This window comes from Paracoccus endophyticus (assembly GCF_003286075.1).
GTDB lineage: Bacteria > Pseudomonadota > Alphaproteobacteria > Rhodobacterales > Rhodobacteraceae > Paracoccus > Paracoccus endophyticus.
Window position 1 is genome coordinate 115416 of record NZ_QLUV01000001.1, and the last position, 17891, is coordinate 133306.

Consider the following 17891-nt stretch of genomic DNA (forward strand, 5'->3'; position numbering starts at 1 on the left):
GTCAAATACTATTTTGAATCAGCCGTTTAGGTTTAGCTGTGGACACAATATCTTGTTGATGGACGGAAATCCCCGCCTATGGAGGGGAGTGACGCCCCGTTCCACCAGCGCCCGTTTGTGCGCGGCGGTGGGATAGCCCATGTTTTTCTCCCACCCATAGCCGGGATGCTGTTGCGCCAGATCCATCATGATGCGGTCGCGCGTCACCTTGGCGACGATGCTGGCGGCGGCGATCGACAGGCTGATCGCATCGCCGCCCACGATGGCGCGCGCCGGGCGGTCGAGGCCGGGGGGAATGCGGTTGCCGTCCACCAGCACGACGCAGGGCGGCCGGCGCAGGGCGGCCACGGCGCGGCGCATCGCCAGATGCGCGGCGTGATGGATGTTCAGCGCCTCGATCTCCTCGACGCTGGCGTGGCCGACGGCCCAGTCGGCGCAGACCATGATCCGCGCGGCCAGCCGGTCGCGGGCGGCCGGGCTCAGCTTCTTGGAATCGTCCAGGCCCCGCGGGATGCCGCGCGCGGGCAGGATCACCGCCGCCGCCGTGACCGGCCCGGCCAGCGGGCCGCGCCCGACCTCGTCCACGCCGCAGACCAGCGTCGCCCCCTCGGCCCAGCAGGATTTCTCGTGGTGCAGGGTGGGACGCCGGGCGCGCGACCGCCGCGGCGCGCGCCCCGGGGCCGGCGGCAGGGTGTCGGGAAACAGGTCCGTCATGGCGTGATGGTGACGGGGTCGATCGCCACCTCCTCGAGGTTGCAGCCCCCGCCTTCGCGGTCGATGACCAGGAAATCGGCGGCGCGGTCCAGCGGCGTCAGCACCCCGTGCCAGACGCCCGCGCGCAGGTTGACGCCCATGCCCGCCGGCACCAGGAAGGCCAGCGGCGCGCCCGGCCGGCCGCCCGCGTCGGGGGCCACCACCGACAGCCACGGGTCCGGCCCCAGCGGCATGAACGCCTGCGACCCCAGCGGATGGCGTTCCAGCAGCGCGCAGTCGTAAGGCAGGCTGACCGGTGCGCTGCGAAAGATCGAGATCGCCGCCTCGCCGCCGCCGCGTTCGACCGTCGCCAGCGCATGGTGGCGTTCGCAGCGCCCGGCGTTGATCAGCCGCGTGGGCGCGTCGCGCGGGGCCAGCAGGTCGCCGAAGGGCGCGAATGCGCGGGCGCTGATCGGGACGGCGCGGATCGTGGTCATGGGTGCCCCCTAGCCGGCAGGCTGCGGGGTGCGGGGCGGCGCGCCGCGGCGTCGGGGCGGGCCGTCACCGCCCGGCCCCGCCCGCCCCGAACCACAGCGGCGCGTGGCGGTTCACGTCCTTGTAGAGCAGATAGCGGAACCGCCCCGGACCGCCCGCATAGCAGGCCTGCGGGCAGAAGGCGCGCAGCCACATGAAGTCGCCCGGTCCCACCTCGACCCAGTCGCGGTTCAGGCGATAGACGGCCTTGCCTTCCAGCACGAACAGCCCGTGTTCCATGACATGCGTCTCGGCAAAGGGGATGGACCCGCCGGGGGCAAAGGTCACGACCGTGATGTGCATGTCGTGGCGCAGGTCGTCCAGGGGGACGAAGCGCGTCGTGGCCCAGCTGCCCTCGGTCTCGGGCATGGGGCTGGGGGGGATGTCGTTTTCGTTGGCGATCACGGGATCCGGGGGCGTCAGCCCGGCGGCGGGCTGCCACAGCTTGCGAAACCAGTGGAACCCCGCATTGCCGGGCGTCGCGTTGCGCACCCCCCAAGGCACGCCCGGGGGGATATAGGCAAAGCCGCCCGGCGTCAGGCGATGGCGCGCGCCGGCGAGGGTCACGTCCATCTCGCCCCCGGTGACGAACAGCGCGTGCTGCACGCGGGGGTCGTCGTCGGGGGCGTTGCAGCCGCCGCCCTCGGACAGTTCCACGACATACTGGCTGAAGGTTTCGGCAAACCCGGTCAGCGGGCGGGCCAGCACCCACATCCGCATCCCCGTCCAGCCGGGCAGATAGCTGGTCACGATGTCGCGCATCACGCTGCGCGGGATGACGGCATAGGCGTCGGTCAGGACGGCCGTGTCGGTGGTCAGGCCGGTCTGCGGCGGCAGCCCCGCCACCGGCCCCGCATAGCGCGAGGGGGGCGGCGCGGCCGCGGCCTCGCCCGGAATGGGCGCGGGGTTGCCGCCGGGTGTGGTGTCGTCGATCATCCGTCTTTCCTTTCCGTCGCAGCCGCGGGGCCGTCCCGCGGGGGCCGTCCGCCCCCGCACCCCCGAGGATAGTTCAGCAAGGAAGACAGCCTGGTTCTTCCTTGCCCAAATATCCCGGGGGGGAGCCGTCCGGCACGGGCGGCGGGGGCAGCGCCCCCCTTACCCCAGGGCCGATGTCAACCGCAGGTCCGCGATGCGCATGACCTGCCGTTCCGCCTCGGCCCGTTCCGTGGCGCTGTCGTTGTCCACGCGGGCGGCCATCGCGCGCATGATTCCCGCCCTGTCGTGATCGCGCACCGCGATGATGAAGGGGAACCCGTGGCGCGCCACATAGGCCGCGTTCAGGCGCGTGAAGTCCGCCCGCTCCGCGTCGGTCAGCGCATCCAGCCCGGCGCTCGCCTGCTCGGCGGCGCTGTCGGCCGTCAGCCGCCGTGCCGCCGCCAGCTTGCCCGCCAGGTCGGGGTGGGCGCGCAGCACGCCCAGCCGTTCCTGGTCGGACGCGGCGCGGAAGACCCGCGCCATCGCACCGGCCAACCCCGCGGCGCTGTCATGCGCGGCGCCCATCTCGCCGTCCCAGACCCGTTCCGCGATCCAGGGCGAATGCTCGTAGATCCCGCCAAAGCGCGCCACGAAATCGTCACGCCCCATCTGCGAGGGCCGTTCGGCCGCGCGGAACGGATGCGCCCCGGCCCAGTGCCGCGCGATGTCGAGCCGGGTCGCGAACCAGACGCCGTCGTGGGCGCGGGCGTGGTCCAGAAACCGCCGCAGCCCCTCGGCCCGGCCCGGGCGGCCCGCAAGCCGGTTGTGCAGCCCGATCGACAGCATCCGCGGCCGCCCCTCGCCCCCTTCGCGGTACAGGCAGTCGAAGCTGTCGCGCAGGTACAGGAAGAACTCCTCGCCGTTGGTGAAGCCGCCGTTGGCAAAGCGCATGTCGTTGGCGTCCAGCGTATAGGGCACCATCAGTTGCGGGCGGCCCTGGTGGACGTGCCAGAAGGGCAGATCGTCGGCATAGCTGTCGGCCAGGTATTCGAAGCCCCCTTCCTCGCAGCCCAGTGCCACCGTGTTCATCGACGCCCGGCCCTGATAGAATCCCAGCGGCCGCGCGCCGGTGACGTGCGTGTGCAGCGCGACCGCCTGCCGGATATGCTCGGCCTCGATGTCGCGGGGCACGTCCTTGTAGTCGATCCACTTCAGCCCGTGGGTCGCCATCTCCCACCCGGCGTCGATCATCGCGCGGGTCTGCTCGGGGTTGCGCGCCAGCGCCGTCGCCACGCCATAGCAGGTGACGGGGATGCCCTCGAGCAGGCGCAGCAGCCGCCAGAACCCCGCGCGCGCGCCATAGTCGTAGATCGTTTCCATGTTCCAGTGGCGCTGGCCCGGCCAGGGCTGCGCGCCCACGATTTCCGACAGGAACGCCTCGGACGCGGCGTCGCCATGCTCGACCGAGTTCTCGCCGCCTTCCTCGTAGTTGACGACGATCTGGACGGCGATGCGGGCCCCGCCCGGCCACTGCGGATCGGGGGGGTTCGGGCCGTGGCCTCGCATGTCGCGGCTGTATCGCATCGCTCGTCCCTTTTCCTCGCGCCGCCGCAGGGTCACGCCGGGCGCGCCGCTTGTCCAGCGGGGGCGGCGGCGCTTTCCGGCAGGCGGAACGCCTAGGCCCGAACCAGATCGCGGCCCCGCGGCAGCGCCGCCGTCAGCAGCCCCAGCACCGGCAGCACCGAGCAGACGAGGAAGACGAAGCGGATGCCCTGCGCGTCCGCGACCTGCCCCAGAACCGCCGCGGCGATCCCGCCCATGCCAAAGGCAAAGCCGAAGAACAGGCCCGCGATCAGCCCGGTGCGGCCGGGCACCAGTTCCTGCGCGAAGACGACGATCGCGGGCGCGGCCGAGGCCATGATGGCGCCCACCAGCACCGACAGGATCGCCGTCGGCACCAGTCCCACATGCGGCAGCAGCAGCGAAAACGGCAGCACGCCCAGGATCGAGAACCAGATCACCCGGCGCGGCCCCACCCGGTCGCCCAGGATGCCGCCCAGCATCACACCGGCGGCCGACCCGAACAGCAGCAGGAACAGCATCAGCTGCGCCCCGCGCGCGCCCAGCCCGAACTTGTCGATCAGAAAGAACGTGTAATAGCTGGTCAGGCTGGCCATGTAGAAGGCCTTGGTGGACGACAGCACCGCCAGCACCCCGATCGCCGCGACGATGCGGCGCCGGCCCAGCAGCGGCCCCGACGGCACCCGCAGCCCGCCCGCGCGGCGGCGCCCCTCGGCCCAGCGGCCGACCTGCCACAGCACCCCAGCGCCGGCCAGCGCGATCAGCCCCAGCCAGCCCAGCACTCCGCGTCCCAGCGGCCCGACCAGGAACGCCGCCAGCAGCGGCCCCAGCGCCTGCCCGCCGTTTCCGCCCAGCTGGAACAGCGACTGCGCCGTGCCGAAGCGCCCGCCGGACGCGGTGCGCGCCACGCGCGAGCTTTCGGGGTGAAAGATCGACGATCCCAGCCCGATCAGCATCGCCCCCGCCAGCAGCCAGCCATAGGCCGGCGCCAGGGCCAGCGTCACCACCCCGGCAAAGCTGGCCAGCATCCCCACCGCCAGCGACCTGGGCATCGGGTGGCGGTCCGTGACGATCCCCACTGCCGGTTGCAGCAGCGAGGCCGTGACCTGGAACGCGAATGTCATCATCCCGATCTGGGCATAGGTCAGCGCGAACTCGGCCTTGAGCAGCGGATAGATCGCCGACAGCAGCGATTGCAGCACGTCGTTGACCATGTGGCACAGGCTGAGCGCGCCCAGCACCAGCCAGTGGGGGCTGTCCGCGCGCGGCGCATGGTCCGTCGTCACTGCCGCCATCGTCGTCCCTCCCCTGTGCGCCCGCCTGCCCGCCCGATCCGCGCAGATCAGGCCTGCGCCGGGGCAGAGTCAACCGCTGCGGCCAGCCCGCCGCCGCCCGCGGCGGTGCCGGACTGGCCAAATGGACAAGTTCACCGGGCGGATTCGGCGTGCCTATAAGCGGTTAACCAGCAGCGGAACAACACACGATGATAAGGAAGGAACCGGACAGGGCCGGGGCGGCGCTGAACGGTGGCGCGCGCCCGAGGGGATTGCTGGCGCGGCGCGCGCTGACCTGGCAGTCGGTGCAGGGCGAGATCCTCGCGCGGATCAAGAGGGGGGTCTATCCGCCGGGCGACCTGATCCCGACCGAGGAGCAGCTGGCTGCGGAACTGGGCTGCGCGCGCGCCACGGTGAACCGGGCGCTGACCGACCTGGCCGACCGCGGCGTGGTCGAACGCCGCCGCCGCGTGGGCACCCGCGTCGCGCTGGCGATGGCGCGCGGGTCGGACATGGCGCGCCCGGTCCTGCGCGCGCTGATCGAGGGCGAGGGCCGCCGCTACGGCTATCGCTTTCTCGGCGGCCGCACGGGCACGGCCCCGCGCGCGATGCTGATCCGGCTGATGGCGCAGGACGCCGCCTGCGTGCGCGAAACGCAGGCAATGTTTCTGGCCGACGACGAGACCTTCTGCCACGAGCGGCGCTTTACCAACATGGCGCTGGTGCCGCAGATGACCGATGCGGTGCTGGCGGGCACCTGGGCCAGCGACTGGCTGTCGATGCAGTCGCGCCTGACCCACGCCGAGACGCGGGTGTCCGCGTCCACCGCCGGTCAGGAAGACGCATCGGCCGCGCTGGCCTGCCCGCAGGACGCGCCGGTGATCGTCTATGACACCTGTTCGTGGAGGGATGCCCAGCCGCTGACCACCGCACGCGTCGTCTTTCACCCGCAGGTCGTGGTTCGCAATCCGCTGTTCTGACGGCCGCCCGGCCTGATTGTCCGGCCGGCGCCGGCAGAGCGTCTTGGCTTGCGCGCCGGCCCGCAGCCGCGACCCCCGAGGTCAGCGCACGCGTCGGGCGGAATGGCGGGCTTTGCGCGCGGGCAGGGGCGCGGGCTTTGCGCAGGGGCGCGGGCGGATCGGCCCTGCGGCCATCGCGTCCGGCAGGGTCGGCAGGGCTGTCGCCGCCGCCCGGACGACGCCGCGATCCGTGGCCGTGCGCGCGCCCCGGACCCGGCGGCCGCCCCACCCGTGCCCTGTCCGGCGCTTGCCGCAGCCCCGCTCAGCCCCGGCGCAGCGCCGCGAAATCCGCGGGGCGCTTGGCCAAAAAGCCGGCGATGCCCTCGGCGGCCTCGGGCGCGGCCAGGGCGCGGGCCATCGCCGGCACCTCGGCGGCAAGCTGGCGGTCCATCAGCGCGCGCCGTGCGCCCACGATCAGCGCCTTGATCGCGGCCTGCGCCTGCGCGGGGCCCTGGGCCAGCCGCGCCGCCAACGCCTCGGCCGCGGCCTGCGCCTGACCGGGCGGGGTGGTCGCGTTGATGGCCCCCAGGGCCTGCAGGCGGGGCGCAGGCACGGGCTGGCCGCCCAGGCAAAGCTCGGCCACCAGCGCCGGCGGCAGCGCGGCGGTCAGGCTGCCGGTCAGCCCGCCGTCGGGGATCAGCCCCGCGTTCACATAGGCGGCGGTGAAGGTCGCGTCCTCGGCCGCGACGATCAGATCGCACGCCATCGCCAGCGAGAAGCCGGCCCCCGCCGCGCCGCCCTCGACCGCGGCGATGACGGGGCGGGGGCAGTCCATCACCGACCGGATCAGCGACTGCAGGTCCTCGATCGCGTCCCGGCGCTCGGCCTCGGTCATGTGCTGGCCCTGGATCAGCAGCGTCAGGTCGCCGCCCGCGCAAAAGAACCCCTCCGCCCCCGTCAGCACCACCGCGCCCAGGCGCGGCTGCGCGGCGGCCTGCGCCAGCGCACGGCGCAGGCCCGCATAGAACCCCGCCGACAGGGCGTTGCGGCGCGCGGGGTTGCGATTGACGACCAGCAGGTGGGTGCCCCGGTCGATGATGTCGCAGGTGTCGCTCATGGGGCATCCTTTGTGCAGGTCAGGGGCCGCGGCGGCCGGGGGACCCGCGGGCGTTCGGTCCGTTGTCGCGGCTGGCCGGTCCGGGCGCAAGCCGCGCCCCGCCCGCGCGGGCAGGCCGCGCCCCGACGTCACGCAACCCCGATGCCACGGGTCAAGCATTCTTGACTCCCGCAGGGTTGGCGGCACCGGCCACAATCGTCATGGTTGTGCCTGATGTGAATCGGAGACCTTGATGCCTCGCGCGCCCCTGATGCTGACCGCCGCCCCCCTTGCCCTTGCTGTGGCCTTGGCCGTGGCCGCAGCCCCCGCCCGGGCGCAGTCGGCACGCGCCATCATCACCGCCGCCGACATCGAGGCGGCGACGTTTTCCGGCGTGGGCGAACTGCCGCCCGGCCAATCGGCGCTGACCGCGCGGGTTCAGGTCCTGCTGGACCGCGCGGGCGTCTCGCCCGGCGTCGTGGACGGGTTCCGCGGCGGCATGTCCGAAAGCGCGCTGAGCGCGTTCGAGCGCAAGAGCGGCCTGCCCGTGGACGGCCGCCTCGACCCGCAGGTCTGGGCGCTGCTGCAACCCTTTGCGGCCGCTCCGCTGACCGCCGACTATACCATCACCGACGCGGACGCGCAGGGCCTGGTCGAGGCCATCCCCACCGACTATGCGAAAAAGGCCGAGATGGAGTCGATGGGCTACACATCGGTCGCGGAACGGCTGGCCGAGACGTTCCACATGGACGAGAAGTTCATCCTCCAGCTGAACCCGGGCGTCGCCCTGGAACCAGGCGCGACGATCAAGGTCACGGTCCCGGCAAAGCCGATCAGGACCAAGGTCGCCCGGATCATCGTGGACAAGGAGGCCGGGCGCGTCGCGGCCTATGACGCGGCGGGGCGGATGGTGGTGGACTATCCCGCCACGGTGGGGTCCAGCGACAACCCCTCGCCGCACGGGACCCACACGGTCACGGCCGTGGCGAAGAACCCGGACTATACCTACAACCCGAACACTAACTTTAAGCAGGGCGACAACGACAAGGTGCTGCGCGTGCCGCCTGGGCCGAACGGTCCGGTGGGCAACATGTGGATCGACCTGAGCGAGCCGACCTATGGCATCCACGGCACGCCCACGCCGTCGCGCCTGTTCGTCAGCGAATCGCACGGCTGCGTGCGCCTTACGAACTGGGACGCGACCGAACTGGCGGGGATGGTGACGCTGGACCAGACCGTGGTCGAGTTCCTGGCCCCCGGCGTGCGGATCGCCGACGTGACACCGGCGGTGCCCCCGGCCGTGGTGCCGGTCGCGGCGCCGGTTGCGGCGCCGGTTGCGGGGGGCCTGTCCGCGCCCGGCACCGGGGACGGCATCGTTGCGGGCGCACCGGCGGCGCTGTCGGTGGCCGCGGGCAAGCCCCTGCCGCGGCCCGCGGGCCTGGGCGGCGCCACCGCGCCCCTGCCGCCGCTGGCCGTGCCGGTCGCCGTTGCCGCGGACGGCATGACAGCGGGGGGTGTCGCGCCGGCCGGCGTGGTCGCCGGGGCGGCACCGATGGGGGGTCCCGCCGCAGGGCCGGCGGCCGGGGCCATGACGCCCGCGCTGGACGCGGCCGCGGTCGCCGCAGGCGTTCCTGCCCCCGCGGCCGACGATTCGCTCAGCCAGGCGCTCAGCACCGCCAGCGGCGGGATGCTGCAGGCCGCACCCGCAATGCCTGCTGTGCCGCCCCAGGATGTGCCCGCCGCAGGCACGGTGCCGGCCCCGGCCGCAGGTCCGGGGACGTGATCCGGGCCGCGGCGACGATCCTGGTGCTGGCGGCCGGCACCGGACCCGCCGCGGCGCAGCCGGTGCCCCGCGCCCCATCCCCGGCAGAGGCGCAGAGGGCCGAGGCCCCTGCCCGCCGCCCCTCGCCCGCCGCGCGCGGCCTGGCCGAGCCGCCCCGCGCCAAGCCGGCCCCGGGTGTCGCAGGCGGACCGCCCTCCCCCAAGGGGCAGGCGACCGGACCCGAGGCGGAACCCGGCCCCGCGAATGCCACCGCCCGGCCACAGTCCGCGCAGCCGCCGCTTGCCCCCGCCGGAGAGGATGCGGGGGCGACCCCGCCCGCCAACGACGGCGCGGGCGGCGTGCCGTTCGCCCCGCCGGGCGGGCCTGCGCCGGTTCATCGTGGGGCGCTGATCCCGCCGCCGTCCGACTCCGCACCCAACTCCCGTCGCCCTGGGGCGCCCCCCGTGCCCCCTGACGGCGGCGTCGCGGCACCGGGCAACCCCGCGCCTCCTGTTCCCGCCCCCCCGCCCGAGCCGTTGCCGTCCCCCGCGCCCGAGGCGCTGCGCGAGGAGGACTTCGCCTATTCCGTCTGCCGGCTCGAACTGTTCCTGCTGGGGGCTGCGGTCGCCGAGGTCGCGCCCGTGACCGACCCCGGCCAGCGCGACTGCGGCATCGCGCGCCCCGTTCGGGTGGACCGGCTCTTGCCCGGCGTCGCGATGGAGGGCGATGCAGTCCTGCGCTGCGACACCGCCCGCGCGCTGGCGCGCTGGATGGACCGGGTCGTGCTGCCTGCCGCCGGGCACCTGCCCGGTGCGCCGCGTGTGACGGGGGTGGTGCCGGGTTCCGCCTATCAGTGCCGGCCCGTGGTGGGCGACGGCGGCGCGCCGCGCCTGTCGGAACACGCGACGGGCAATGCCATCGACATCGCGGGGTTCCGGCTGGACGACGGCACGACCTTGGCGGTCGCGCCCCGCACCGGCCGGGGCGACATGACCGAGGCGTTCCAGAGCGCCGTTCAGGGATCGGCCTGCCTGTTCTTTGCCACCGTGCTGGGGCCCGGCAGCAACGACGCGCACGACGACCACCTGCATCTGGACATCAAGGCCCGGCAGGGCGGGTTCCGGCTGTGCCAATAGACCGGGCAGAGGTGGCCCGAAGGGAGCGTCAGCGGCGGCGGCGTTCCAGTTCAAGGTAGACCGGATCGAACCGGGCCAGCCGGCACAGCCCGGCCCAGTCCAGGATGTGGATCTCGGTCCCCGTCCACGTCACCAGCCCGCGGTCGCGCAGGTCGCGCACCGCGCGGTTGATGTGGATCGAGGAATACCCCAGCACATCCGCCAGTTCGCGCTGCAGCAGCGGCAGGGTCAGGCGCATGTCGCGCGCCGCGGCCGCCCTGGACAGGCGCGTGTAGATCTCGCACAGCAGATGGGCCAGCTGCGCGCTGGAGCGCAGCGCATTCGCCGCGACCAGCCAGCGCCGGTGGATCGCCCCGTCGAGGGCGGTGGACATCCACAGCAGCCGGGTCAGGTGCGGATGGCTCTCGGTGATCTCGGCCAGGTGAACATGGTCGATGAACTCGACCTCGGACGGGCCGACCGAGACGACGGAGTATTCCAGTTCGTTCAGGACGAAGTTGAGCAGGTCCATGAACTCGCCCGGGACATGCAGCGCGGTCACGACGCGCTGCGTCTCGCGTCCCGGCAGCAGGTGCTGGCGCGCCGCCATGCCGCGCAGCAGCAGCCCGCTGCGGGTGTGGCCGCAGCCGGCCTGAACGATCGTCTCGCCCGCCTCGTACCGGGCCGAGGTCGTAGGGATGTCGCGCAGGCGCGCAAGATCATCGGGGCTGAGGTCGCCGCAGCGCTGGAGATAACGGATGAAGAAGTCGATCACCGCCATGTCGCACCATGCCTGTCGTCAGGACCGGACTTTGCAAAGCCGCAGACCCCCGACAAGGGGGGCCTCGCAGACATTTGTTAAGCGTAGGCTGTCAGGCGCGGGAACGAAGACAGGGCAGCCTGCGCCGCCCCGTCCCCTTCCCAGTCGCCGCGGGTCAGCGGCGGGTGGTGTCGTCGGTGCGGCCAGCAACGGTGCCGCGCTCGTCCTCGATCTCGACCTCGGTCTTGCGGACGGTGTCGCGGACCGTCTCGACATGCGTCTCGACGTTCTTGTTCAGCGCGATCTCCTCGACGACGCGGGCTTCCTTGTGGACCACGGGGGTCTCGCTGTATTCGCGCGCCTCGATGGTCTGGTCGGTGAAGGCCGCCGCGTCGGCCGGGCGATCCACGGCGCGGCGCTCGACGTTGACGCGCTCGGAGCGCAGCTCGACATCCTGCTCGACCGGGGTTTCGGTGACATAGGACCGCACGCGGACGCGGCCGCCCTCGGTCTCGCGCTTGGCGACCATCACGCGCTCCTCGACCACGTCGATGACGCCGTCGGCGTTGGTGTCGCCCTCAAGCGCGGTGCGCTCGGTGCCCGCGCCCAGTGCGGTGCGGTCGGTGCTCTCGCCGCCGGCCAGGCTGTCGCGGCCATAGCCGGTCCAGCCTTCGGACCGCCACTCCTGCTCGCGCGCCTCCATGTCCACGGCGCCCTCGTCGTCGAGGATGTCCAGCGCGGTGTCGTACTGTTCCGCGGGAATGTTGCGCACGGTCACCAGATAGCCGCCGCGGCCCAGGCCCTCGGCATAGCTGTAGCGGTCCTCGTCGGGGAAGAAGAAGTCCCCGATGGATTCGAAGAACCCGCGGTTGTCGTCGCGGCCGGCAGCGGTGCGATCCACCGCGCCATAGCCGGGATTGTCGTTGCCGGTCAGCACCACATCGGCGATGCCCGCCGCGGCCAGTGCGGCGACGGCGCGGTCGGCCTCGGCCCGGTTGTCGAACATCGCCGACAGGGTCCGCGACGAGCCGGCGCTGGAATAGCTCTGATAGTCGGTCATGGGGTCTTCCTCTGCGTGAACTGTGAATGAGGGCCGGGCCAGAGGCCCGCTCAGGTCGCGTCTGGCTCGTCCAGCCGCGAGATGACGGCGCGCTGGCGTCGCAGCGTCACCGGAACGGCATCGTCGCTGGTCTGGACGACGCGCCGGATGTGGATTTCTTCGGTGACCACCAGCCGGGTGGTCAGGACGGCCTGCTCCTCGACGACGGGGATGATCGTCACGTCGCCCTCGGTCCGGGTTTCGGGCGCTGTCTCGACCACCCGGTTGACCGGGTGGCGCGTGACCTCGACCGTCTCAAGGCGGGTGGTGGCCGGAAGCGACGTCTCCTCGGTCTCGGTCACGAGCTGCACCCGCACGCCGCCCGTCTCGCGGCGCACGATCCGCACCTCGGCGGTCTCGGCCAGAACATCGATGACCTGCGCGCGGTCGTCGGCCCGCGCGTCCGCCGCCTGCCCGGCGGCAGGCAAGGGGCTGTCGGTCCGTGCCGCGGCGCGCGCGGCCGGGGTGTCCGGCGTGTCGGTCATGGTCGTTTCCCTGCGGGCAGCGGGGCGTCGTGTCGCCCGTGCTGCGGTTCGCCGAATCAACTTGCGACACGCCCATCGGTTCCCGCCCGTTCCGTCGGGTCGGTCCCCCTGGCCCCCGCCCTGCCCCGGTCCCTTCAGGCCGGTGCGCGCGCCGGACCGGGCGGGCGGCCCCGCGCGGCCAGCGCATCGGCCAGCAGGCGAAAGCTTTGCGCGACGCCATCGGGCGCGGCCCGGGCGACAAAGGCGTCCAGGGCGGGAAACAGCCGCACGGCCTCTTCCAGGCGGGGATCGGACCCGGCGGCGTAAAGCCCCGCCCTGATCATCAGCTCGGATTCCGCATAAGTCCCCAGCGCCGCCCGCGCCCGCTGGATCAGCCCGTTTTCCGCATCGCTGGCCGCGTGGGGCAGCGACCGCGACACCGACCGCAGCACGTCGATGGCCGGGAATCGCCCGCGCTCGGCGATGGCGCGGTCCAGCACCACATGGCCGTCCAGCACGCCGCGCAGGATGTCGGCGACCGGCTCCTCCATGTCGGACCCGGCGACCAGCACGCTGAAGATGGCGGTGATGTCGCCCCCGCCCTCGGGGCCCGGCCCCGAGCGTTCGGCCAGCGCCATGATCATCTGCGAGGTCGAGGGCGGAAATCCGCGATAGCTGGGCGCCTCGCCCGAGGCGAGGGCGATTTCCCGGTGCGCCTCGGCAAAGCGGGTGATCGAATCGGCCAGGAACAGCACGTGCCGGCCCGCATCGCGGAAATGTTCCGCCACCGCCATGGCCGCCCAGGCGCAGCGGCGGCGCGTCAGCGGCGACTGGTCCGACGTCGCCGCCACGACGACCGCGCGCGCCATGCCGGCCGGGCCAAGCACCGTCTCGACGAACTCGCGCAGCTCGCGCCCGCGCTCGCCGATCATGGCGATCACAACCACGTCCGCCCGGACCCCGCGGGCCAGCGACGACAGCAGCGTGGACTTGCCCACCCCCGACCCCGCAAACAGCCCGATCCGTTGCCCGCGCACCAGCGGCAGCAGCGTGTCGAAGACGGCAAGCCCGGTGTCGAGCCGCGCCCCCAGCCGCTTGCGCGACGCGGCCGGCGGCGGCGCCGCACGATAGGGGCGGTCGGCCGGTCCCGGCGTCAGCGGGCGGCCGTCCAGCGGCTGCCCGAACGGATCGACGATGCGGCCGACCCACGAATCGGCCGGGGCGATGGTGGGCGCGAACAGCAGTTCGGCCTGCGCCCCGATGGACAGCCCCTCGGTCGCCCCCTCGGGCAGGACATGGGCAGCATCGGGGGTCAGGCCCACGACCTCTCCGGCCAGGGCACCGGCCAGGAACACCACGCGATCGCCCAGGCTTGCCGAATGATTGAGGCCCGCGACCTCGACCACGCCGGCGCGGATGGCGCGGACGCGGCCGAAATGGCGGGCCACGCGCAGGCGGCGGATGCGGGCGGCAAGCGAGTCGATGTGGTCCAACGAGGGTCCCCCGGCTGATGCGGAAATCGCTCCGCTGGAAACGGTTTCTAAACCTTCGGGGGTTAAGACCCGGTTTATCGACGCAGGGGAGAAGCCTCTTTGTTTGGACAGATCGACACGATTCGGATGGCCCGCGACCTGGGCGCCCATGCCACCGCCCGGCAGCAGACCGTGGCGCGCAACGTCGCCAACGCCGACACGCCCGGCTATCGCGCGGCCGACCTGCGCGACTTTGCCCAAGTCTGGCGCGACCAGCCGCACACCGGCCTGCGCGCGACCCGCGGCGGGCATCTGCCGGCCGCCGGCTGGGGCACCGCTGCGGGCCGTCCCGTCGATGCGGGGGGCGAGCCCGCGCCCAACGGCAACACCGTCTCGCTCGAGGACGAGATGATCCGTGCCGCGGGCGCGCGGCGGTCGTTCGACCTGTCGCTGTCGGTCTATCAGTCGGGCCTGTCGCTGATGCGCACGGCCATCGGGCGGCGGGGCTGACCGTGGGGGATCTGTCCGCCGTCGATCTGGCCGCCTCGGGGCTGCGCGCGCAGGCCGTGCGCCTGCGCCATATCTCCGAGAACATCGCCAACGTGGACACGCCCGGCTATCGCCGCAAGCTGGTCGCGTTCCGGCCCGACCGCGATGTCGGGCGCGAGACGGGGGCGGTCGCCGCCAGCCGCACCCTGCCCGACCGGACCGAGCTGCCGCGCGTCCACGACCCCAGCCACCCGATGGCGGGCCAGGACGGCTACTACCTCGGTTCGAACGTCGATCTGGTGGTCGAGGTGGCCGACGCCCGCGAGGCCTCGCGCAGCTACGAGGCCAACCTGAAGATCTTCGAACAGTCGCGCCAGATGTCGTCGGCGCTGCTTGACCTGATCCGCCGCTAGAAAAGGGGCCCGCCATGATCTCGCTCACCTCTGCCGCACTGCAATCGGGCGGCCGCGTCGCCAGCGCCTATGCCGAGGCGCGCGCCCATGCCGGCCCGGCCCCGGGCGCAGGTCCCGTGACCGCGGCCGCGCAGGATTTCGCCCGCGTCATGGACCAGGCCGACGCCGCCGCGGTGGGCGCGATGACCGGCCGGTCCGACACCCAGACGCTGGTCCAGTCGATCGCCGAGGCGCAGATCGCGCTCGAGACGGTGGTGGCGATCCGCGACAAGGTCGTCGAGGCCTATCAGGACATCCTGAGGATGCCCGTGTGATGGACGAGACCCTGATCTTTGACGTGACGCGCCAGGCGCTTTGGATCGCGGTCCGCATGTCGGCGCCGCTGCTGGTGGTCGCGCTGGTCACCGGCGTGGCGATCGGCCTCTTCCAGGCGCTGACCTCGGTGCAGGAGATGACGCTGACCTTCGTGCCCAAGGTCGGGCTGATGCTGGCCGTGTTCTGGGTCACGATGAGCTTCATGACCTCGACGCTGGCGGGATTCTTTTCCGACCAGGTCCTCCCCATTGTCGCGGGGATGTGATGGACAACGCGATCTATGCCGCGCTGACCCGCCAGTCGGGCCTGATGCGCGAGATGCGGACCGTGGCCAACAACATGGCCAACGCCTCGACCCCCGGGTTCCGGGCCGAGGGGGTGGTCTTTTCGGAACACATGACGGCGCTGGACGGCCGCGGCGAGACGCTGTCGATGGCGAACGCCCGCGGCCGCCGGATCGACCTGACCCATGCCGCGCTGACGCAGACCGGCGGCACCTGGGACCTGGCGCTGGAGGGCGAGGGGTTCTTCATGGTGGCGACGCCCGAGGGCAACCGCCTGACCCGCGCGGGCGCGTTCCTGGCCTCGGCCGAGGGCGAGCTGATCAACGCCGACGGCCACCGCCTGCTGGACGAGGGCGAGGCCCCGATCGCCATCCCGCCCGGCACGCGCGGCATCGGCGTGGCGGCCGACGGCACGATTTCGGCCGACGGCCAGCCGGTCGGGCGCGTGGGCGTGTTCGCCCAGCCCGACCCGTCGCGCCTGACGCACGAGGGGGGCACGCTGTTTGCCGCCGAGGGCGCCGAGCCCCTGCCCGAGGCGACGGTGCGCCAGGGTTTCCTTGAGGAGTCCAACGTCAACCCGGTGATGGAAATCGCCCGCATGATCGAGGTCCAGCGCGCCTACGAGCTGGGCCAGTCCTTCCTGGACGGCGAGGACCAGCGCATCCGCGCGGTCCTGGTCGCCACCACCCGCTGAGAAAGGCCCCGCAGATGAGAGCATTGCAGATCGCGGCGACCGGCATGGCCGCCCAGCAGACACGGGTCGAGGTGATTTCCAACAACCTCGCCAACATGTCCACGACCGGCTACAACGCCCGCCGCGCGGAATTCGCCGACCTCGCCTATCAGCAGGCGCAGCGGCCCGGCACGATTTCCGGCGCGGATGGCACGATGGTGCCGGCGGGGGTCCAGATGGGCCTGGGGGTGCGGCCGACCGCCGTCACCTTCATGCCCGCGCAGGGCTCGCTCAGCCAGACCGGGGGCGATCTGGACGTGGCGATCGACGGCCTTGGCTATCTCGAGGTGACGCTGCCGTCCGGGGCCTCGGCCTATACACGCGACGGCGGGTTGAAGCGGTCGGCCGAGGGGCAGATCGTGACCTCGGACGGGTTCCCGCTGGCCGCCGGCATCACCCTGCCGCCCGAGGCCCGCAGCGTGTCGATCAGCGCCGCCGGCGAGGTCTTTGCCTATTTCAGCGACCAGGTCGAGCCGCAGAACCTGGGCCAGATCACGCTGGCGGGCTTTGTCAACGAAAAGGGGCTGGAGGCGACGGGATCGAACCTGTTTCTGGAAACCCCGGCCTCGGGCGCGCCCAACGTCGCGGTGCCGGGCGAGCAGGGCCTGGGGATGCTGCGGCAGGGCTATCTCGAGGACAGCTCGGTCGATCCGGTGCGCGAGATTGCCGAGCTGATCAAGGCGCAGCGGGGATACGAGCTGAACTCCAAGGTCATCACCGCGGCCGACCAGATGCTGGGCGCCACGGTGCAGGTGCGCTGATGGGCTGGCTGGTCCTGATCCTTGCGCTGTGGCCGCTGGCCGCCGCCGCCGACGAAAGCGTGGCCGCGCGCACCCTGCCCGCGGGCACCATCCTGACCGCCGCGGACGTGGCGCTGGCGCCGACGTCCCGCGCCGGCCCCCTGCCGCCCGACGTGATCGGCCGCCAGACCCGCGTGGCCATCTATCAGGGCCGCCCGATCCTGGCCGCGCAGCTGGCCACGCCCACGCTGGTCGCCCGCAACCAGCTGGTCACGCTGGCCTATGAAAGCGCCGCCCTGCGGATCGAGACCGAGGGCCGGGCGCTGGGCGCCGGGGGCGCGGGCGACGTGATCCGGGTGATGAACCTCTCCTCGCGGGCGACGATCAGCGCCCGCATCAATCCCGACGGCACCGTGACCGTCGCCAGCCGCTAAGGACCCCTCATGCCCCGTTTTCCGTCCCGTCTCGTGATCCAGACCCTGTGCCTGGGGCTGACCGTGGCCGCCTGCGGCCGCGTCCAGCAGATCGGCCAGGTCCCGCAGATGAGCGAGCCGCACGCCACCGCCGAGTTCCAGGCCATGGCCGAGCCGGTCGTCCCGCTGTCGGACATGCCGGCCCGGCCCGACAGCGGCGCCTCGCTGTGGGCGGGCCAGCAGATGTCGCTGGTCGGCGACCGCCGCGCCCGCGCTCGCGGCGACATCCTGACCGTGGTGATCGAGATCGACGACCGGGCCGAGATCCAGAACAGCTCGGGCCGCTCGCGCGCGGCGTCGGAAAAGGTGGGCATCCCGTCGATGATGGGCATTCCCCAGCGCATCGACGAGCTGCTGCCCGAGGGCGCGAGCATGGACGAGCTGGCCGAGGCGAAGTCGGCCTCGACCTTCAAGGGCCAGGGCAACATCTCGCGCCGCGACAAGCTGACGCTGCGGGTCGCGGCCACGGTGATCGAGACGCTGCCCAACGGCGTGCTGCACATCCAGGGCACGCAGGAGGTGCGCGTCAACTTCGAGGTGCGCGAGCTGACCGTCAGCGGCTTCGTGCGCCCCTCCGACATCTCGCGCGAGAACGAGGTGGCCTACGACCGCATCGCGGGCGCCCGCATCAGCTATGGCGGGCACGGGCAGATCAGCGATGCCCAGCAGCCCCGCTATGGCCAGCAGCTGGCCGACATCGTCCTGCCGTACTGAGGGGGA

Annotated in this window: 21 protein-coding genes; 11 read left to right on the forward strand and 10 right to left on the reverse strand. The window is 72.6% G+C overall.

From position 1 onward, the window contains the following. Positions 1 to 18: 18 nt before the first annotated feature. The 5 genes from DPQ23_RS00570 to DPQ23_RS00590 form a co-directional block, all read right to left on the reverse strand. A complete protein-coding gene (locus DPQ23_RS00570; protein ID WP_112872741.1) occupies positions 19 to 714 on the reverse strand; it encodes a ribonuclease HII in 696 nt (231 codons plus the stop codon). After that, a complete protein-coding gene (locus DPQ23_RS00575; protein ID WP_112872742.1) occupies positions 711 to 1190 on the reverse strand; it encodes an ureidoglycolate lyase in 480 nt (159 codons plus the stop codon). The genes DPQ23_RS00570 and DPQ23_RS00575 overlap by 4 nt, the downstream gene beginning before the upstream one ends. Positions 1191 to 1254: 64 nt before the next feature. After that, positions 1255 to 2163 (reverse strand): bifunctional allantoicase/(S)-ureidoglycine aminohydrolase, encoded by a 909-nt coding sequence (locus DPQ23_RS00580; RefSeq protein ID WP_112872743.1) that lies wholly within the window; start codon positions 2161 to 2163, stop codon positions 1255 to 1257. Between the two features lie 159 nt (positions 2164 to 2322). After that, positions 2323 to 3726 (reverse strand): allantoinase PuuE, encoded by a 1404-nt coding sequence (puuE, locus tag DPQ23_RS00585; RefSeq protein ID WP_112872744.1) that lies wholly within the window; start codon positions 3724 to 3726, stop codon positions 2323 to 2325. A 92-nt stretch (positions 3727 to 3818) separates the two neighbouring features. Next, a complete protein-coding gene (locus DPQ23_RS00590; protein WP_112872745.1) occupies positions 3819 to 5018 on the reverse strand; it encodes an MFS transporter in 1200 nt (399 codons plus the stop codon). Positions 5019 to 5206: 188 nt separating this feature from the next. Between DPQ23_RS00590 and DPQ23_RS00595 the strand changes: the two genes are divergently transcribed. After that, positions 5207 to 5977, forward strand: coding sequence for a GntR family transcriptional regulator (locus tag DPQ23_RS00595; protein ID WP_112872746.1), 771 nt, complete (start codon positions 5207 to 5209; stop codon positions 5975 to 5977). Positions 5978 to 6278: 301 nt separating this feature from the next. On the opposite strand, the gene DPQ23_RS00600 is transcribed toward DPQ23_RS00595, so the two are convergent. Then, positions 6279 to 7073: an oxepin-CoA hydrolase, alternative type gene (locus DPQ23_RS00600; protein WP_112872747.1), complete on the reverse strand. Its 795-nt coding sequence runs from the start codon at positions 7071 to 7073 to the stop codon at positions 6279 to 6281. Between the two features lie 232 nt (positions 7074 to 7305). Here DPQ23_RS00600 and DPQ23_RS00605 point away from each other — a divergent pair, with 232 nt between their 5' ends. Then, entirely contained in the window at positions 7306 to 8835 is a 1530-nt protein-coding gene (locus tag DPQ23_RS00605; protein WP_240602284.1) for a L,D-transpeptidase family protein, read from the forward strand. Continuing rightward, the gene (locus tag DPQ23_RS00610) at positions 8832 to 9950 is read left to right on the forward strand and encodes an extensin-like domain-containing protein (protein ID WP_240602285.1); all 1119 of its coding nucleotides are present in this window, start codon (positions 8832 to 8834) and stop codon (positions 9948 to 9950) included. Before DPQ23_RS00605 ends, DPQ23_RS00610 begins: the two co-directional genes overlap by 4 nt. A gap of 28 nt (positions 9951 to 9978) precedes the next feature. Here DPQ23_RS00610 and DPQ23_RS00615 read toward each other — a convergent pair whose 3' ends face one another. The 4 genes from DPQ23_RS00615 to DPQ23_RS00630 form a co-directional block, all read right to left on the reverse strand. Then, entirely contained in the window at positions 9979 to 10710 is a 732-nt protein-coding gene (locus DPQ23_RS00615; protein WP_112872748.1) for a Crp/Fnr family transcriptional regulator, read from the reverse strand. A 154-nt stretch (positions 10711 to 10864) separates the two neighbouring features. Further along, complete coding sequence (locus DPQ23_RS00620) at positions 10865 to 11749, reverse strand: YsnF/AvaK domain-containing protein (protein ID WP_112872749.1); 885 nt, start codon at positions 11747 to 11749, stop codon at positions 10865 to 10867. A gap of 50 nt (positions 11750 to 11799) precedes the next feature. Next, positions 11800 to 12273, reverse strand: coding sequence for a DUF2382 domain-containing protein (locus DPQ23_RS00625; protein ID WP_112872750.1), 474 nt, complete (start codon positions 12271 to 12273; stop codon positions 11800 to 11802). 134 nt (positions 12274 to 12407) lie between these two features. After that, on the reverse strand, positions 12408 to 13736 hold the full coding sequence (locus DPQ23_RS00630) for a FliI/YscN family ATPase (protein ID WP_112873282.1): 1329 nt from the start codon (positions 13734 to 13736) through the stop codon (positions 12408 to 12410). Positions 13737 to 13844: 108 nt separating this feature from the next. Between DPQ23_RS00630 and DPQ23_RS00635 the strand changes: the two genes are divergently transcribed. The 8 genes from DPQ23_RS00635 to flgH are packed head-to-tail and all read left to right on the forward strand — an operon-like array spanning position 13845 to position 17885. Then, positions 13845 to 14234 carry a FlgB family protein gene (locus tag DPQ23_RS00635; RefSeq protein ID WP_112872751.1) on the forward strand — a complete coding sequence of 130 codons (390 nt, stop codon included), beginning with the start codon at positions 13845 to 13847 and terminating at the stop codon, positions 14232 to 14234. Between the two features lie 2 nt (positions 14235 to 14236). After that, the gene (flgC, locus tag DPQ23_RS00640; protein WP_112872752.1) at positions 14237 to 14626 is read left to right on the forward strand and encodes a flagellar basal body rod protein FlgC; all 390 of its coding nucleotides are present in this window, start codon (positions 14237 to 14239) and stop codon (positions 14624 to 14626) included. Positions 14627 to 14640: 14 nt separating this feature from the next. Further along, positions 14641 to 14940, forward strand: a complete 300-nt coding sequence (gene fliE, locus DPQ23_RS00645) for a flagellar hook-basal body complex protein FliE (RefSeq protein WP_112872753.1) — start codon at positions 14641 to 14643, stop codon at positions 14938 to 14940. Continuing rightward, complete coding sequence (locus DPQ23_RS00650) at positions 14940 to 15206, forward strand: flagellar biosynthetic protein FliQ (RefSeq protein ID WP_112872754.1); 267 nt, start codon at positions 14940 to 14942, stop codon at positions 15204 to 15206. The genes fliE and DPQ23_RS00650 overlap by 1 nt, the downstream gene beginning before the upstream one ends. Continuing rightward, positions 15206 to 15919, forward strand: coding sequence for a flagellar hook-basal body complex protein (locus DPQ23_RS00655; protein ID WP_112872755.1), 714 nt, complete (start codon positions 15206 to 15208; stop codon positions 15917 to 15919). The genes DPQ23_RS00650 and DPQ23_RS00655 overlap by 1 nt, the downstream gene beginning before the upstream one ends. A gap of 14 nt (positions 15920 to 15933) precedes the next feature. After that, a complete protein-coding gene (gene flgG, locus DPQ23_RS00660; protein ID WP_112872756.1) occupies positions 15934 to 16719 on the forward strand; it encodes a flagellar basal-body rod protein FlgG in 786 nt (261 codons plus the stop codon). Beyond that, positions 16719 to 17132 (forward strand): flagellar basal body P-ring formation chaperone FlgA, encoded by a 414-nt coding sequence (flgA, locus tag DPQ23_RS00665; RefSeq protein WP_112872757.1) that lies wholly within the window; start codon positions 16719 to 16721, stop codon positions 17130 to 17132. The genes flgG and flgA overlap by 1 nt, the downstream gene beginning before the upstream one ends. A gap of 9 nt (positions 17133 to 17141) precedes the next feature. Further along, positions 17142 to 17885: a flagellar basal body L-ring protein FlgH gene (gene flgH, locus DPQ23_RS00670; protein ID WP_112872758.1), complete on the forward strand. Its 744-nt coding sequence runs from the start codon at positions 17142 to 17144 to the stop codon at positions 17883 to 17885. Positions 17886 to 17891 lie beyond the last annotated feature (6 nt).

Coding starts and splice junctions, on each gene's coding strand:
- flgG (WP_112872756.1), top strand. CDS start 15,934: ATGAGAGCATTGCAGATCGCGGCGACCGGCATGGCCGCCCAGCAGACA.
- fliE (WP_112872753.1), top strand. CDS start 14,641: ATGATCTCGCTCACCTCTGCCGCACTGCAATCGGGCGGCCGCGTCGCC.
- DPQ23_RS00580 (WP_112872743.1), bottom strand. CDS start 2,163: ATGATCGACGACACCACACCCGGCGGCAACCCCGCGCCCATTCCGGGC.
- flgH (WP_112872758.1), top strand. CDS start 17,142: ATGCCCCGTTTTCCGTCCCGTCTCGTGATCCAGACCCTGTGCCTGGGG.
- DPQ23_RS00650 (WP_112872754.1), top strand. CDS start 14,940: ATGGACGAGACCCTGATCTTTGACGTGACGCGCCAGGCGCTTTGGATC.
- DPQ23_RS00600 (WP_112872747.1), bottom strand. CDS start 7,073: ATGAGCGACACCTGCGACATCATCGACCGGGGCACCCACCTGCTGGTC.
- puuE (WP_112872744.1), bottom strand. CDS start 3,726: ATGCGATACAGCCGCGACATGCGAGGCCACGGCCCGAACCCCCCCGAT.
- DPQ23_RS00595 (WP_112872746.1), top strand. CDS start 5,207: ATGATAAGGAAGGAACCGGACAGGGCCGGGGCGGCGCTGAACGGTGGC.
- DPQ23_RS00570 (WP_112872741.1), bottom strand. CDS start 714: ATGACGGACCTGTTTCCCGACACCCTGCCGCCGGCCCCGGGGCGCGCG.
- DPQ23_RS00615 (WP_112872748.1), bottom strand. CDS start 10,710: ATGGCGGTGATCGACTTCTTCATCCGTTATCTCCAGCGCTGCGGCGAC.
- DPQ23_RS00575 (WP_112872742.1), bottom strand. CDS start 1,190: ATGACCACGATCCGCGCCGTCCCGATCAGCGCCCGCGCATTCGCGCCC.
- DPQ23_RS00590 (WP_112872745.1), bottom strand. CDS start 5,018: ATGGCGGCAGTGACGACGGACCATGCGCCGCGCGCGGACAGCCCCCAC.
- DPQ23_RS00620 (WP_112872749.1), bottom strand. CDS start 11,749: ATGACCGACTATCAGAGCTATTCCAGCGCCGGCTCGTCGCGGACCCTG.
- DPQ23_RS00625 (WP_112872750.1), bottom strand. CDS start 12,273: ATGACCGACACGCCGGACACCCCGGCCGCGCGCGCCGCGGCACGGACC.
- DPQ23_RS00605 (WP_240602284.1), top strand. CDS start 7,306: ATGCCTCGCGCGCCCCTGATGCTGACCGCCGCCCCCCTTGCCCTTGCT.
- flgA (WP_112872757.1), top strand. CDS start 16,719: ATGGGCTGGCTGGTCCTGATCCTTGCGCTGTGGCCGCTGGCCGCCGCC.
- DPQ23_RS00655 (WP_112872755.1), top strand. CDS start 15,206: ATGGACAACGCGATCTATGCCGCGCTGACCCGCCAGTCGGGCCTGATG.